This is a genomic window from Bifidobacterium sp. ESL0704 (assembly GCF_029392075.1).
Classification (GTDB): Bacteria; Actinomycetota; Actinomycetes; order Actinomycetales; family Bifidobacteriaceae; genus Bifidobacterium.
In genome coordinates this window covers 1,643,969-1,658,696 of record NZ_CP113929.1, presented here as the reverse complement: position 1 = coordinate 1,658,696, position 14,728 = coordinate 1,643,969, and the positions used below count along the sequence as shown (strand labels likewise).

Here is a 14,728-nt window from a genome sequence, read left to right as displayed (position 1 = left end):
CGATGGATGTTCAAACTTTCGAAAGGAATCGATATGGGCAATCAGCGACGTGTGGTGATTTTGGGCGGGCATGGCAAGGTGGCGTTGCTCGCCGAGCCGAAGCTTAAGGAAGCAGGGTTCAGCGTTGACGCGGTTATCCGCAACCCGGCGCAGTCCGATGATGTGCGGGCCGCTGGCGCGAACCCGGTGGTTTTCGATATGGAGCACGCCAATGTCGACAGTTTCGCCGGCTTGTTCGAAGGCGCCGTCGCCGTCGTGTTCTCGGCCGGAGCAGGCGGTGGGGATGCCGTCCGTACGCACGCCGTCGATTATCAGGCCGCGGTCAATGCGATGGATGCCGCGCAAAAGGCCGGTGTACGTAGATTCGTGATGGTCTCTTACGACACCGCCGATCGCGACCCGAAAGAAATGGGTTGGCCGGAATCGTTCGTACCGTATGCGCAGGCCAAGCACGATGCCGACGCACATCTGCTCGATTCCTCGCTTGAATATACGATTCTCGGCCCAGGCATGCTTACGCTCGAGCCGGAAACCGACAGGATTGTCCTGACCGATGACCATACGATGATTGACGGCAAGCCTGCCACGCCCGAGCAGCGCAAGACCTCGCGCGGCAACGTCGCGGCGGTTATCGCCCGCGTGCTCTCGGCGGATGTCGCCAAGCGCAAGACCCTCGCCTTCTACGACGGTGACAAGCCGATCGACGAGGTGCTCGTCTGATCGGGCGCAAGACTATCAGATCAGATGTTTGAATGCTGAGAACGTGCCGCAACGTCGGGTTGGTTACGGCACGTTTCGTTTCCGTTGGTATTCGGTAGCCGTCAGCCGGCTCATACCAGACCGACTCGCTCCGGTTATGGTGTTGGTCGATCGTAACGGTTTCGGAGTGCGATTTGCACTAATAAAAGGCATATTCACTGCCGATATGTCGAGTTTTCTGCCCCGGGTCTATGGTTAAATTGAATGACCGATTAGGGTTCCGATGGAAACGAAAGGTCTACCGATGGAACAGAAACAGTACGTATGCGAAAAGTGCGGTTGCCGGCACTACACTTCCGACCAGTTCCAGGCGACCGGCGGGGAGTTCGCCAAGCTGTTCAACGTGCAGAACAAGAAGTTCATCACCGTCAGTTGCACGCAATGCGGATACACCGAGCTGTATCGTGCCGAGACGGACGCCGGCATGAATATTCTCGATTTTCTGATGAGCTGAGCGTGCGGCACCGGATTACCTGTTTTATGCGGTGGGTTTCGAAGCGTGTTCCGGCAGCCGCCGCGTAGTGGGTGGCGAATGCTGGGCTTCATGTCGGCGACGATGATGCCGGGCCGCCCAAACCACCATTCCTGTTGTGGCCTCAAGAAATCCGTTTCAAGAAATTCACATTGAGGAATCCGTTTCGAGCAATCCTGGCATTGCCATCAAGAAATCTCATCTCTACCGAGCGACTTTGAATGGTTCGCCTATGGCTTTTGCGTCTGTCGCTTCGAGGGCATTGGCGCTACGCTTGATCGAAAGGCCAAAGGAGCGTTGGATATGACGATTGCGTTGAAGCGGGTTTATGAAGCGGCCGAGGATGGCGACGGCTATCGTGTCTTGGTCGATCGGCTTTGGCCGCGCGGCATTTCGAAGGTGAACGCGAAACTCGATCTGTGGTTGAAGGAGATCGGCCCGAGCGCGCAACTGCGCAAGTGGTTCGGCCACGATCCCGCCAAGTTCGACGAGTTCGCCGAACAATACCGCAAAGAGCTTGATGCCAACACGGAAACGGTCGACAAGTTGGTCTCGATATGTCGAGAACAGCCCAAAGTTACCTTGCTCTACGGAGCCAAAGACCCGCAACATAATCAGGCGATAGTATTGAAGGATTATCTCGACGGTCGGCTTTCGTGAGTTGCGATATTTCGTTGCCATATTTTGTTGTTGCTGGATAAATGAAACAACCATACGTGATTGTGCGACGAATTGCCACAGAATGTCGTGAAGCCATAAATTTTCGAGACAAATCCGATATCATGGCCGTGTAACACGGGTTGTATAGCGTATGATAATGGTTATGGCGACAGTGACGTTATCGATACCGAGGGCACGTAAGCGTGAGCGTGCCGTTTCCGACTACTTCAACATGTGGGTAACGCGAGACTTCGACAAGCTCGATGCGTATTTCGCCCCTGATTGTGTCTATGAGGAAAGCAACGGTCATATCTATGAGAACCGCAGCCAGATTCATCGCTGGATTGAGGATTCGATGGAACATCAGGCCGTCTCGATGTGGAAGATAGCCAATTTCACCCACGCTCGCGGCCGTGAGGGGCAGCCGTCGATCACCGTGTTCTGGACGTTTGCGGCGCGGAAAAGCGGTGGCGAATCCGAGGATTTCGACGGGGTCTCGGTCATCGAATTCAACCGCCAGAACAAGATCAAGCGGGTTCGTGAGTTTCGCGCCAAGCGTCGCCGCGACTATCCCTATAGGGATGAATGAGCGGCCGCGAGCTTCGGCTTGGTGAAATCTTGATGGCGTGATCAACGCAAGAGGACGGGTTATTGCTGACCGCAATGACCCGTTTTGATGTTTCCGCAGCGGTGAGCTGTTACTATGTGTGGTTTTCAAAACTTGAGTCGAAGTGACTCAAGTTTTGTTCACTGCAGGTTAAATTCGGGAAGCCGGAGCGGGAATAACGGTTGGACATAGTGACACGATAAAGACTTGGAGCCGCAAGGTTCCGGAGCGTCTCGTCACCTGGCCGGTTCTTCCGGCCGCAGGCGTCACGGCTTGCCTCAGATGCTTAGGAGTATTGATTATGGCTATGTTTCCGGCTTTGATGCATGATGCGTTCTCTGATTTGTTCGACGATCCGTTCTTCGCCGGTTGGGGCGATTCCAGCAACCGTATGGGCAACCCGATTTCCTCGGCCAATATGATGAAGACCGATGTCCGTGAGACCGACAAGGCTTACGACGTCTCCATCGATATGCCCGGCTTCAACAAGGACGACATCGCCCTTGAATTGCACGACGGCTACTTGACCGTCTCGGCCAAGCGCGACGAGAGCCATGACGAGAAGAATGATGAGGGCAAGTGGCTGCGCCGCGAACGTTACGCCGGCACCTGCTCGCGCAGCTTCTACGTCGGCGACGAGGTCAAGGAATCGGATATCCATGCCGGTTATAAGAACGGTACGTTGAGCCTTGAAATCGCCAAGGTGCAGCCAGCCCCGAAGGTCGAGGCCAAGCACCAGATTGCCATCGAAGGCTGATTTGCTTGGTCGATTGTTCGGCTAAGGATGGTTGAAGCGGCTGCCCCTGACTTATCGCGACAATGAATTCGCGGTAAGGCCAGGGGCAGTTTCGCTTGTTAGCGCCTCTAACGCAACGAGAACTCGTGTTTGCTGTGGGTTTGGAGGCAGTTTCTGGCAATTGTGCCTCTAACGCAAGGGAAAGTGGCACTTGTTCCTGTATAAGGGGCAGTTTCGGGATTGCAACGGAGCAATGGTTCCGTGAATTGTCGTCATATTCGATTTGCGCTGTGCGATAATGGTTGGTAGCAAACAATGAAGATTGACGCAACAATAGTGGAAACGAGGTAAAGCACATGGGCATGCCTTTGGATTTGTATGTGATCAGACACGGGGAGTCGGAGGCGAACGTCATCGTCAAGGCGGGGGAGCACGGCGACAATTCGCTCTTTACACAAGACAACGTCACCGTTCCCGACCGTTCGTGGCGGCTCACGGCGACGGGACGCAAGCAGGCCTATTGCATCGGCCGCTGGCTCGTCGAGCAGCAGCAGCTCTTCGACCGTTATCTGGTGTCCCCTTACGTTCGTACCCGTGAGACCGCGGCGACCATGGCGCTGCCCAAGGCCAAATGGGAGGAGACTCGCGTGCTGCGTGAACGTTCGTGGGGTGAGATCAGCACCGTGACCCAGGAGGTGTTCAAGAACAACTATGAGCGCAACTGGATGTTCAAGAAAACCGACCCGCTCTACTGGCGTCCGCCGGCCGGCGAATCCATCGCCGATGTGGCCGAGAACCGAGCCCACAATCTGCTGACCTCACTCAACCGCCGCGCCGAGGCACAGTCCGTCATCGCGGTGACGCACGGCGACTTCATGCTTTCGCTGATGCTGACCCTCGAAGACCTTTCCGACGAGGAATTCCTGCGCCGTGCCGACAGCGACCATTGGAAGATTACCAACTGCACCTGCCTGCATTATTCGCGCCGTGACCCCGATACCGGGCGCACCGACGAACGGATCCACTTCGAGCAGACCGCCCGCCCGGTTTACGACAAGGACACCGGGCGTTGGACGGTCAAAGTCGATCCATGGCGCGAGTTCCAGCGCCCGCTGCTCTCCAACGGCGATCTGGTGGACGTGGTGCAGTCCGTTACTCCTCACCTCTAAATCGCGTTCAGTGGTGATACGTATCTTCCCAGCTATTTAGCGATTTAATAATTGAGAACTGTCATAAGTTTGGTTGAGTGGTGGGGCTGGGATATGCGATGCTTGACCGTAAAGACTTGGCCTGAGCGGCCCGGAGCGTGTCGAGCATTGTATATCCCAGCCCCACCACGTCAGTTGGAGTCTGCGAAGATAGTTATTGCTTTCGTTCATGTATTCTGTCATGTTCATCAGATGAGCGCGACACGCCGAATGTCCAAAGGTGCATTAAACTATCCCAAAGCGCGTGACGAACTCAAAGCCGCGCGGTAAATCCCGTATTTCCAATTCGTGGTAGAAGTATGCCCAAAAGGAGGGTCAAGGATGAGCAACATGTTCACCTGGAAATTGCATGGTGACGGCAAGACGTTGAATCCGGGAGAGGTGATCGACCCTGACGAGCGCATGACGTGGGGCCGAACGGCTGGTATTGGCGCCCAGCACGTGATCGCGATGTTCGGTGCGACGTTCCTCGTTCCGATACTGACGCATTTCGATCCGTCGACGACATTGTTCTTTACGGCGATGTCCACCGCGTTGTTCCTGTTGATCAATACCAATAAGCTACCCAGTTATCTGGGTAGCTCTTTTGGTTTTATAGCCCCTATTACGGCCGTCGAGACTGAAAAGGGGCTCGGTGCCGGTATCCCGGCTGCGGGCTTCGGCATCATGTGCACTGGCATCCTGTTGGCATTGGTCGGCATCCTCGTCCACTTCGCCGGCGCCAAGTGGATCGACCTGATCATGCCTCCGGTGGTCAACGGCGCCATCGTCGCCATCATCGGCTTCAACCTGGCTCCCTCGGTCTGGTCCAACTTCCAGAAGGCTCCTGACACCGCGGCGGTGACGCTGGTAGCGGTCCTCTTGATCGCGGTGCTTTTCAAGGGGCTGCTCGGCCGCCTGAACATTCTGCTCGGTGTCTTGGTCGGCTACGCCTACGCCTGCTTCCGCGGTCAGGTCGATTTCGCCGCGGTCGCCAAGGCATCGTGGATCGGCTTCCCTCAATTCCACATGCCGCAGGCCGACTTCTCGGTGCTGCCCATGTTCATCCCGGTGGTCATGGTCCTGATCGCCGAGAACGTCGGCCACGTCAAGTCGGTCGCCCAGATGACCGGCCGTGACTATGACGACCAGATCGGCACCGCGCTCTTCGCAGACGGTCTCGGCACCACGATCGCCGGCTTCGGCGGCGGCTCCGGCACCACCACCTACGGCGAGAACATCGGCGTGATGGCCGCCACCCGCGTCTATTCCACCGCCGCCTACTGGTGTGCGGCCGCCTTCGCCCTGATCCTGAGCCTGTGCCCGAAGTTCGGCGCGGTCATCAACACGATTCCCTCCGGCGTCTTGGGTGGCGTGACCACACTGCTCTACGGCATGATCGGCATGGTCGGCGTGCGCATCTGGGTCGACAACCACGTCGACTTCGGCAAGCCGTTGAACAACATGACCGCCGCGGTCACGATGATCATCGGCATCGCCGACTTCGGCTTCGCCATCAGCGGTGTCAAGTTCAACGGCATCGCCATCGGCACCGTCGCGGTGCTGGTGATGTACCACGGCCTCAAGGCCATCGGCCGCGCCACCGGAGCCATCGCCAAGGACGGTACGGAGTGAGGCGCAACGATGAATAAGAGTCATTGTTAACGACAACGCCGGCTCGCAATATCTGCCGGATGACGATCTGATCGTCATCCGGTTCGCTTTTTATGGATCATCGTCATCGCAAACGTGTTTGATACGGTCTCAACCGGACCATACGCGTTATGTGATCGTTGGACTACTCGTCACGGATGAAGGAAATCGAAGACGGACGGGGAATCGGAGACGGGCAGGGAATCGGAGACGGGCAGGGAATCGCGGTGGTCACTAATGGGGCGTCAGGGATTGGCCTCGAAATGGTTTCCCTGCTTGTCAAGCAAGGCTGGATCGCGCATTCCGCCGATTTCGCCGCGCACAGGATAGCTGGGCTTTCCGAGCGGTTTGATGGTTGCAGCGTCGAATCAACAAAGCTGAAATGTCTGACTATTTCAATAAGTACTATTTTTAGACTATTTAGTCATTCTTTTGACAAAACAAGTTTATCGTCATATAGTAACCTTCGTCAATTGTTTAATGCAAGGACGCAGGAGGTTAGTATGAGCATTCATGTTGTCATCATGGGAGTTGCCGGATGCGGCAAAACCACTGTGGCGCAGGCTGTCCGAGACCGTTTGGGCTTTGTCATGGCTGAAGGCGATGACTTCCACCCGAAGGCCAATGTCGACAAAATGAGCCACGGCATACCGCTTACCGATGAGGACCGTTGGCCATGGCTGGAGACCATCAGCCAATGGATGACCGATCAGGACAAGCAGGGCAACTCCACCGTGGTTTCGTGCTCGGCGTTGAAGAAGGAGTACCGCGAAGTGCTCCATAAGCATGTCGACGTTCTCTTCGTTCATCTTTCCGGAACCCAGGAGCTCATCGGTGATCGTCTGGCCAAGCGTAAGGGGCATTATATGCCGCCGTCGCTTCTCCCCAGTCAGTTCGCCGATCTTGAGCCTCTTCAGGAAGACGAAAACGGCGTGACGGTTTCGGTACAGGGCGATCCGACAGAGGTCGAGAACCGTGCCATCGACGTTATTGAGCGTTATGAGCAAACCGGCAAAATCGCCTAGTTTGCCCAGCTGAGGCGACTCTTGGTGAGTGCCGCAAGGAAGTCGAAGCCGTCACTGCTGCGGCACTCGCCCGGATTCATGCTTGACAGAGCTTTAAACCAAAGAAGGGGAAAGATAATATGGGGGAATTCTCAATTCACAGTTTTGAACTGACGGATAAAGTCGTGCTCATCACCGGAGGGGCAAGCGGACTGGGGAAGTACTATACCCAAGCCGTCAGCGCCGTCGGGGCCGATGTCTGCGTCGTCAGCGCCACCGAGAACGGCTGGGACGAGACCAGAGCAATCGTCGAGGGCAACGGCCGCAAAATCGTGTTCATCAAGCAGGACATCACCGCTGATGGGGCCGCGAAACATATCGTCGACGAGGCGATCGAACAATTCGGGCGCATCGATGTGCTGATCAATAATGCTGGCATCCAGCTTCGCCACGACCTGGCGGATTTTCCAGACGAGGATTGGCGCAGGGTAATCGACGTCAATCTCAACGCGCTGTATTATCTTTCCCATGAAGTCGCGAAAGTGATGATGCAGCAGAAGAGCGGCAAGATCGTCAATATCGGCTCCATGCAGTCCTACCGCGCCGGCAAAAGGATTTTCCCCTATGCCGCAAGCAAGCATGCCGTCGTGGGATTGACCAAGGCCTATGCCGATGCGCTCGCTCCGTATAACGTACAGGTCAATGGTCTGGCTCCCGGCTATATCAACACGCCGATGACCCTCGCGTTGCAGAACGACCCCGTTCGCAGCGTCGAGATTGGCGACCATATCCCCGCGGGCCATTGGGGGGACCCGAGCGAGCTCATGGGCGCGATGGTGTTTCTGTGCTCTTCCGCTTCCGACTATGTCACCGGTGTGATGCTCCCCGTCGACGGTGGATATCTGCTGCGCTGACCCGAGGTCGACGAAGGCCTGTAACCAAGTTGTTTCCTTGTCGAAAGATGCGGAAAATTATCAAAAACAATAGAGAGGTAAAAAGGAATGCCATTAGTAATCGTAGCCTGCGCCGTAGCAGTGCTGATATTCCTTATTGCGAAATGCAAGCTCAACACGTTTGTTTCGCTCGTGATCACTTCCATTCTGGCGGCGCTCGTCCTTCAGATTCCGATCGCCAAGATCCCGACGACCATCGAAACCGGTATCGGAGGCCAGCTCGGCCATCTTGCGGTCATCTTCGGCTTCGGGTCGATGCTGGGCAAGCTTGTTTCCGACTCCGGCGGCGGCCATCGTATCGCGATGACGCTGATCGACAAATTCGGGCGCAAGCACATTCAGATCGCTGTCGTTCTGGCATCCTTCATCGTCGGCATAGCCCTGTTCTTCGAGGTCGGCCTCGTCGTCCTGCTGCCGATCATCTTCGTGATCGCCCGCGAGATCGATATGCCGTTCATGGAACTCGGCCTATCCGCAGCCGTCACCTTGAATGTCGCCCATGCGTTCCTGCCCCCGCACCCGGCACCCACCGCAATCGTGGGCACGCTCGGTGCCGACATGGGCCAGGTGATGATCTATGGCATCATCGTCGCCATTCCGACGGTCATCATTTCCGGACCGCTGTTCAACCACCTGCTGCACAAGCTGCGTCCGGGGCTGTACCGCAAGGACATCGACATCACCGTCCTCGGCGAATACAAGGAATTCAAGACCGAGGACACTCCGGGCTTCGGCATCTCCGTGTTCACCTCGTTGCTGCCGGTCATCCTGATCGCCTTCGCTACCATCTGCTCCTTCATCATTCCCAAGAAGAACGTCGTCAACGAGGCCATCCAGTTCATCGGCGCTCCCGATATCGCCATGCTGCTCTCGATGCTCTTCGCCATGTGGTCGATGGGCTTCCATCAGAAGAGGAAGATGGGCGAGATCACCGCTTCCATGGAACAGTCCGTCAAGCAGATCGCCATGATGCTTCTGATCATCGGCGGCGGCGGGGCCTTCAAGCAGGTCCTCGTCGACGGCGGTGTCTCGACGTATGTCTCCCATCTGTTCACCAACATCAGCATGCCGCCGCTGATCGCCGCCTGGCTTATCACGGCTATCCTACGTGTCTGCGTCGGCTCTTCGACCGTTGCCTCCCTGACCGGTGCAGGTCTGGTACTGCCGTTGATTGCCTCCACCGGTGCCAATCCCGCGTTGATGGTGTTGGCGGTCGGAGCCGGTTCCGTCTTCTGCGACCACGTCAATGACGCCGGTTTCTGGATGATCAAGGAATACTTCGGTCTTTCGCTGAAGGACACCCTGTCGTCCTGGACGGTGGCCACGGCGGTGATTTCGGTTGTGGGCTTGCTCTCGGTGCTCTGTCTGTCGTTGTTTGTATGAGACGATGGCATGCCCTGAAGGGCCGGGTTGTTGCCGATCGGCAATGACCTGACGCGTCCATGGGATTGCCAGGTCCCATATATATATTGAAAATCGGGTTTTGCTCCCTCTCGATGGAGAGGAGGCGAAACCCGATTGTTGTATTTGGACGGTTTCCTTTGGGCGTTATGACTCTTGCGTGGTGCTGCGGACCTCGTTGACGATATAGGTCATGGCGTCATGGGCGAGTTGAGCGTCGCCTTTCCAAATGCCTTCCGCCACTTTTTCGTGTGCGTCCAATGCGTCTGGACGTGGTTTGAGCGGGTAAAGGCCTTGTTCTACGCGGCTTTTCAGCACAATATCGACCAATGGGGAGAGAGCGGTGAAAAGCTCGTTGCCGCTATGGCTGAGCACTTCGTTATGAAAGCGGATATCGAGTGTATGGAATTCGTCGATATGGTTCGATTCCCCGTTTTTGCGCATTTCGCTGGCCAGGACCGGCATGAGGGCCTTGGTTTCCATAGGCGCATGCAACGCCGCATCGCCCGCAGCTATCGGCTCTACAGCAAGACGCAGCTCGGTCAATGTCAGCAGTTGTTCCTTACGGTAGCTGGAATGAAGTTTCCATTCGATGACCTGTGTATCCAGTGAAAGCCATTTGTCTAATTCCTGGGCGATGAGCCCTACCCGCTTCCTGACGATGACGGCATTGGCCGATTGCAGGGTATGGGCGGCCTCGCGCGCCACGGTTCTGGAAATCGAGAAACGTTTCTGTATATCGTTGAGCGTGATGCTGGTTTCGGGTTTCCAGCGGTTTTCGATGATATCGACCGCGAGCTGTTCGGCGACGGCATGGTGCAGGGGAACCGGGCTTTGCGGTGGGTCCAAAGAGGTTGACGGATCTTGCACAGGGCTGTCTTTCGTGGCCGAGTCCTCTACGGATAGCGGACTTTGCCCCTGACCGTTTCCGGTTTGCGCTTCAGGGGTGTGGCCAGGACTTGTCGTTGAGCCCTCTTGTTTATTGCTCATGGTTCCAGCCTAGCAAAAGTTGGCAGATAAATTCGTATATGTTCCCAAAAAATGCATATTAATAAAAAAGAAAATCTGATAGAGTTTAAAAGTAGTATCTTTAAAAAATATGGTATGCTCTTATTGATAGCAAGGGTTGTTTCTCAAGGAGGAAAAGATGCAGCTTGGCATGATTGGCCTTGGACGCATGGGCGGCAACATGGCCAAAAGGATTCGCGAGGCAGGCCATGAGGTCGTGGGATACGATCTGAGCCCTGAGTCCGGTCGTGATGTCTCAAGTCTCAAGGAACTGGTCTCGCGCCTTGACGCGCCGCGCATCATCTGGATTATGGTACCCGCAGGCAAGGCGACGGACAGTACGCTCGACGAGCTGATGGACCTGCTCGAGTCGGGCGATATGGTGATCAACGGCGGCAACTGCCGGTATACCGACGACAAGACCAACGCCGAAAAGCTGGCGAAAAAGGGTATCGAATACATGGATTGCGGCGTCTCCGGCGGTGTCTGGGGCGAGGAACGCGGCTACGCCCTGATGGCTGGTGGCACCGATGAGGAATATCAGCGCGCTCTGCCGATTCTCGAGGCGTTGAAACCGGAAGGCAAGGACGGCCTCGTGCATGCCGGACCGGTGGGCGGCGGTCACTTCGCCAAGATGGTGCACAACGGCATCGAATACGGCATGATGCAGGCGTTCGGCGAAGGTTTTGCAACGATGGAACGCAGCGAGTATATCGATGATCCCGCCGAAGTCATGGCTTCCTGGCGCGCTGGCAGCGTGGTCGATTCCTGGCTGCTCGACCTGGTGGTGCGGGCGATGAAGGACGATCCGGATCTGAAGAGCATGCCGCCGGTGGCCGATGAGACCGGCGAGGCGCGATGGACGATCGAGGCTGCGGCCGAGCTCGGCGTGCCGACCCCGGCCATCAGCGCAGGCCTGTTCACCCGTCAGGCTTCGCGCGGCGGCGCCGATGACGTATTGCGCGTCGTCACCGCGATGCGCAACCAGTTCGGCGGGCATATCACCAAGGCCTGAGCTGAAGCGTATCCAAACGCGTTGAGCATAGTTTGATTACGAAATGCAATAATAACGCGGCATTGATGGTGTGGGGGGTTCCGTTCGTTGAAACGGAGCCCCCCACAAATTGTTTTGCCGGCAAGCAGGCAGCCGCTCTATCCGGCAATATGCGAAAAACCGATACCTTCGGATTTTTACAGGATCATGGCAACTGTTCGATTGTCATTTCGCCAAATCGATCAGGCATAATCAGATTGGCCGAGTCTTTATTTTGCCTGATGGCGGGAGCGGATTGCGCTGTCGATGACACCGATGACGATACCGGCTGCGGCAGGAATGAGCCAGGTCAATTGCGCGTCATACAGCGGCAAGGTCGCCAGTGCCCGACTCACCGAGGTCATCGGAAGCCCGAAAACGGCAAGCAGTTTGACGATGCAATCGAAGATGGTGAAGAGCGCCACCAGCAGCACCGTCCAGAAATAAACGCGTGGGAACTTCGACGAGAACGGCTTCTCGACAAGATTGAGCAGCACCAGGATGATGGCGATGGGATAGAGCGCGCCCAGCACCGGCAATGAGACGGTGATGATGGCGCTCAGGCCCGCGTTCGAGACGATGAAACTGAAGACGGCGAAGAAAACGCTCCATGCGCGGTATTTGACTGGATGCCCGAAAACGGTGGGGAAGGTGTTCTCGAAATACGTCGCGCATGTGGAGATAAGACCGGTGCACACGTTGAAACAGGCGAGTACGAAGATCAAACCGACGAATGCGGTGCCGATCGAGCCGAAAGCCGAGGTGGTGAGGTTGGTCAGCACCGTCGCCCCGGTGTCATCCTTGCCGTTCGCGGATTTGATGGAACCGCTCACCGCCCCGATGAACGACAGCGCAGCGTATATCAGGATGAGCAAGATGCCGGCGCCTGCGCCTGCGATGCCGGTTTCGTGTCGGTTCGCTTTGGTGTCGGTGACGCCGAACTGGGAGATATTGGCCGAGATGACGATACCGAAATACAGCGCGGCCAGCAGGTCCATCGTCTGGTAGCCGTTGACGAACCCGTAAACCAGCGAGCCGTTCGCATAGTCGCCGAACGGTTTGCCCAACGCCCCGTGGCCGATGAAGATGCAGGAGACGAACATGACCGCGATCAGCACCAGGAGCAACGGCCCCATGAAGCGTCCCAGCGATTTCGAGAGTTTTTCGGGATGTTGGCTCAACAGGAACGACAAAGCGAAAAAGACGATGGAATAGAGCAGCAGCGCCAAACGGTTGTTTTCGCCGACGAAGGGGGTTATCGCCATTTCATAGGAAGTCGTGGCGGTGCGGGGAATGGCGAAGCAGGGTCCGATGGCCATGATGATGACGAATGCCAGCATGGCGGCGAACTTGGGGGAGACGCGCGATGCAAGGTGCTCGAAGCCGCCTGCCGAGGCCACCGCCAGCACGCCCAGAATCGGCAGACCTACCGCCGAGATGATGAAGCCGATGGTGGCGGGCAGCGCCGCGCTTTGCGCTTGGGCCCCCATCAGCGGCGGGAAGATGAGGTTGCCCGCCCCGAAGAACATGGAGAAGAAGGTGAACGCGACGACGAGGCGGTGCCGGCCGTTCAGTCTTGTTGCACTCAGGCCTTGGGCGTCGCCGCGGGAATTCGCGGATGCCGTATCCTGTCGCGGTTCGGCAGTCTGTTCTGATGGTGCGTTGCTGACAGTGTTGGCCATAAAACTTCCAATATAACTCTGCGTGGTGCAATCGATGCCGTTGCATCCACTATCCGGATTCTGGTTTCACTATATGCGCCAGTAACGCCAAGCGTTGGCGAGCCGACAATACATATAGGCATCGCTATGCTCAACAATGCGGCTGCTTCGAGGGGCATACAGGTGCGGCAACGGTCCGTTCCGCCGTTTGTGCGGTTCGGACGGTATCGACGCGACGGTGCCGGTTTGCCCGCAAAGCCGCTCAGGGATGCTCACAGTGTGATCGGCATGGAGGACGGGCCGAACCGTTTTTATAGTATGGCCGATATTACCGAAAAGAGTTCGGCGGCTTGCAGGGAGGAGGATGGATGGCGGTGTCATCCGGGAAAACAGTGCTGGCGGCCTTTCGCGAGGCGTTTCCGCGTACCCTGCCGATCTGCGCCAGCTTCGTGCTGACCGGCCTCTCATACGGGCTGCTGATGTTTTCCAAGGGATTCTCACTCATCTACCCGGTCTGCATGGCGGCGTTCATTTTCGCCGGATCCATGGAATTCGTCACCATCGATCTGCTGTTGAGCGCCTTCAATCCGTTCGCCGCGTTCGTGATGACGCTGATGGTCAACAGCCGTCACTTCTTCTATGGTCTGGCAATGCTTCGTCCCTTTCATGGATTGGGATGGAAGAAGCCTTTGCTTGTTTTCTGGATGTGCGACGAGACGTTCGCCATCAATTCGTCGGCGAAAGTGCCGGATACCATTGATCGCGGCTGGTTCATGCTCTGGGTCTCCGTGCTTGATTACTGCTATTGGGTCTCTGGCGCCGCCCTGGGGTGGCTGATCGGCGGCGTGCTGCCGTTTTCCGTGAAAGGCGTCGAGTTTGCCATGGTCGCCATGTTCGTCTCGATTCTGCTGGACCAGTGGTCGTCATCGCCGCACACCTTACGCGGGCATACACCGGCGTTGGTCGGGCTTGCGGTATCGCTGGCCTGTCTGCTTGCCTTCGGACCGAAGAATTTCATGTTGCCTGCGCTGGCGGGCATGCTGGTCGTTTTCCTGGTGTTGCGTCCTTGGTTGGAGGAGCTCAAACCGGATTCGTCCGATCGCTGCGATGGCGGTGATTTCGCCGGGAATCTTGATGCATTTACCGATGGAGAGCCTGCCGACGTAGGTGGCAAAGCCAATGCCGGCGCGCTTGCTCAAACGGCAGCGGGCAGCCAGGAAAGGGAGGATGGACGATGATGACCATGAGTACGACGCAGGCCGCTATCACCATAGCCGTGGTCGTCTTCGCCACGATGGCCACCCGTTTCACGGTGTTCCTGCTGTTCCCTGATTCGAAGACCCCTCCGCGGCTCATTCGTTATCTCGGCGACGTGTTGCCCTATGCGATGACCGGTATGTTGGTGGTCTATGCGCTCAAAAACGTATCGTTCGTTTCGGGCGACCACGGCATTCCCATGCTTATCGCCATCGCCGTTCTTGCGCTGATATACCGATGGCGACACAATTCGCTGTTGGCGATTTTCGTGAGTACCGTCCTTTATATGGTGTTGGTGCAGACGGTATTCGCGTGAGGTCGGCTGGGCGGCGGATGG

15 protein-coding genes are annotated in these 14,728 nt (G+C 56.7%); 13 read left to right on the top strand and 2 right to left on the bottom strand.

The window, feature by feature from the left end:
- Positions 1–33 precede the first annotated feature (33 nt).
- The 10 genes from OZX64_RS05970 (at position 34) to OZX64_RS05925 (ending at position 9,414) form a co-directional block, all read left to right on the top strand.
- The gene (locus OZX64_RS05970; RefSeq protein ID WP_277172023.1) at positions 34–720 is read left to right on the top strand and encodes an SDR family oxidoreductase; all 687 of its coding nucleotides are present in this window, start codon (positions 34–36) and stop codon (positions 718–720) included.
- 283 nt (positions 721–1,003) lie between these two features.
- Complete coding sequence (locus OZX64_RS05965) at positions 1,004–1,213, top strand: zinc ribbon domain-containing protein (protein ID WP_277157137.1); 210 nt, start codon at positions 1,004–1,006, stop codon at positions 1,211–1,213.
- A gap of 321 nt (positions 1,214–1,534) precedes the next feature.
- Positions 1,535–1,891 carry a DUF488 domain-containing protein gene (locus OZX64_RS05960; protein ID WP_277172021.1) on the top strand — a complete coding sequence of 119 codons (357 nt, stop codon included), beginning with the start codon at positions 1,535–1,537 and terminating at the stop codon, positions 1,889–1,891.
- Between the two features lie 163 nt (positions 1,892–2,054).
- Positions 2,055–2,480 (top strand): nuclear transport factor 2 family protein, encoded by a 426-nt coding sequence (locus OZX64_RS05955; protein WP_277157139.1) that lies wholly within the window; start codon positions 2,055–2,057, stop codon positions 2,478–2,480.
- A gap of 319 nt (positions 2,481–2,799) precedes the next feature.
- Positions 2,800–3,255, top strand: a complete 456-nt coding sequence (locus OZX64_RS05950; protein ID WP_277157140.1) for an Hsp20/alpha crystallin family protein — start codon at positions 2,800–2,802, stop codon at positions 3,253–3,255.
- 335 nt (positions 3,256–3,590) lie between these two features.
- Positions 3,591–4,403 (top strand): histidine phosphatase family protein, encoded by an 813-nt coding sequence (locus OZX64_RS05945; RefSeq protein WP_277172019.1) that lies wholly within the window; start codon positions 3,591–3,593, stop codon positions 4,401–4,403.
- Positions 4,404–4,763: 360 nt separating this feature from the next.
- On the top strand, positions 4,764–6,056 hold the full coding sequence (locus tag OZX64_RS05940) for a solute carrier family 23 protein (protein ID WP_277172017.1): 1,293 nt from the start codon (positions 4,764–4,766) through the stop codon (positions 6,054–6,056).
- A gap of 521 nt (positions 6,057–6,577) precedes the next feature.
- Positions 6,578–7,099, top strand: coding sequence for a gluconokinase (locus OZX64_RS05935; RefSeq protein WP_277172015.1), 522 nt, complete (start codon positions 6,578–6,580; stop codon positions 7,097–7,099).
- Between the two features lie 119 nt (positions 7,100–7,218).
- Positions 7,219–7,992, top strand: coding sequence for an SDR family oxidoreductase (locus OZX64_RS05930; protein ID WP_277172013.1), 774 nt, complete (start codon positions 7,219–7,221; stop codon positions 7,990–7,992).
- Between the two features lie 87 nt (positions 7,993–8,079).
- The gene (locus tag OZX64_RS05925; RefSeq protein WP_277157147.1) at positions 8,080–9,414 is read left to right on the top strand and encodes a gluconate:H+ symporter; all 1,335 of its coding nucleotides are present in this window, start codon (positions 8,080–8,082) and stop codon (positions 9,412–9,414) included.
- A gap of 165 nt (positions 9,415–9,579) precedes the next feature.
- On the opposite strand, the gene OZX64_RS05920 is transcribed toward OZX64_RS05925, so the two are convergent.
- Positions 9,580–10,422, bottom strand: coding sequence for an FCD domain-containing protein (locus tag OZX64_RS05920; protein WP_277172011.1), 843 nt, complete (start codon positions 10,420–10,422; stop codon positions 9,580–9,582).
- A 157-nt stretch (positions 10,423–10,579) separates the two neighbouring features.
- On the opposite strand from OZX64_RS05920, the gene gnd reads away from it, so the two are divergent.
- Positions 10,580–11,455: a phosphogluconate dehydrogenase (NAD(+)-dependent, decarboxylating) gene (gene gnd / locus OZX64_RS05915; RefSeq protein ID WP_277157404.1), complete on the top strand. Its 876-nt coding sequence runs from the start codon at positions 10,580–10,582 to the stop codon at positions 11,453–11,455.
- Between the two features lie 248 nt (positions 11,456–11,703).
- On the opposite strand, the gene brnQ is transcribed toward gnd, so the two are convergent.
- Complete coding sequence (gene brnQ, locus OZX64_RS05910; RefSeq protein WP_277172009.1) at positions 11,704–13,155, bottom strand: branched-chain amino acid transport system II carrier protein; 1,452 nt, start codon at positions 13,153–13,155, stop codon at positions 11,704–11,706.
- 347 nt (positions 13,156–13,502) lie between these two features.
- Here brnQ and OZX64_RS05905 point away from each other — a divergent pair, with 347 nt between their 5' ends.
- Positions 13,503–14,372, top strand: coding sequence for an AzlC family ABC transporter permease (locus OZX64_RS05905; protein ID WP_277172007.1), 870 nt, complete (start codon positions 13,503–13,505; stop codon positions 14,370–14,372).
- On the top strand, positions 14,372–14,707 hold the full coding sequence (locus OZX64_RS05900) for an AzlD domain-containing protein (protein ID WP_277174997.1): 336 nt from the start codon (positions 14,372–14,374) through the stop codon (positions 14,705–14,707). Before OZX64_RS05905 ends, OZX64_RS05900 begins: the two co-directional genes overlap by 1 nt.
- The last annotated feature ends 21 nt before the right edge of the window (positions 14,708–14,728 follow it).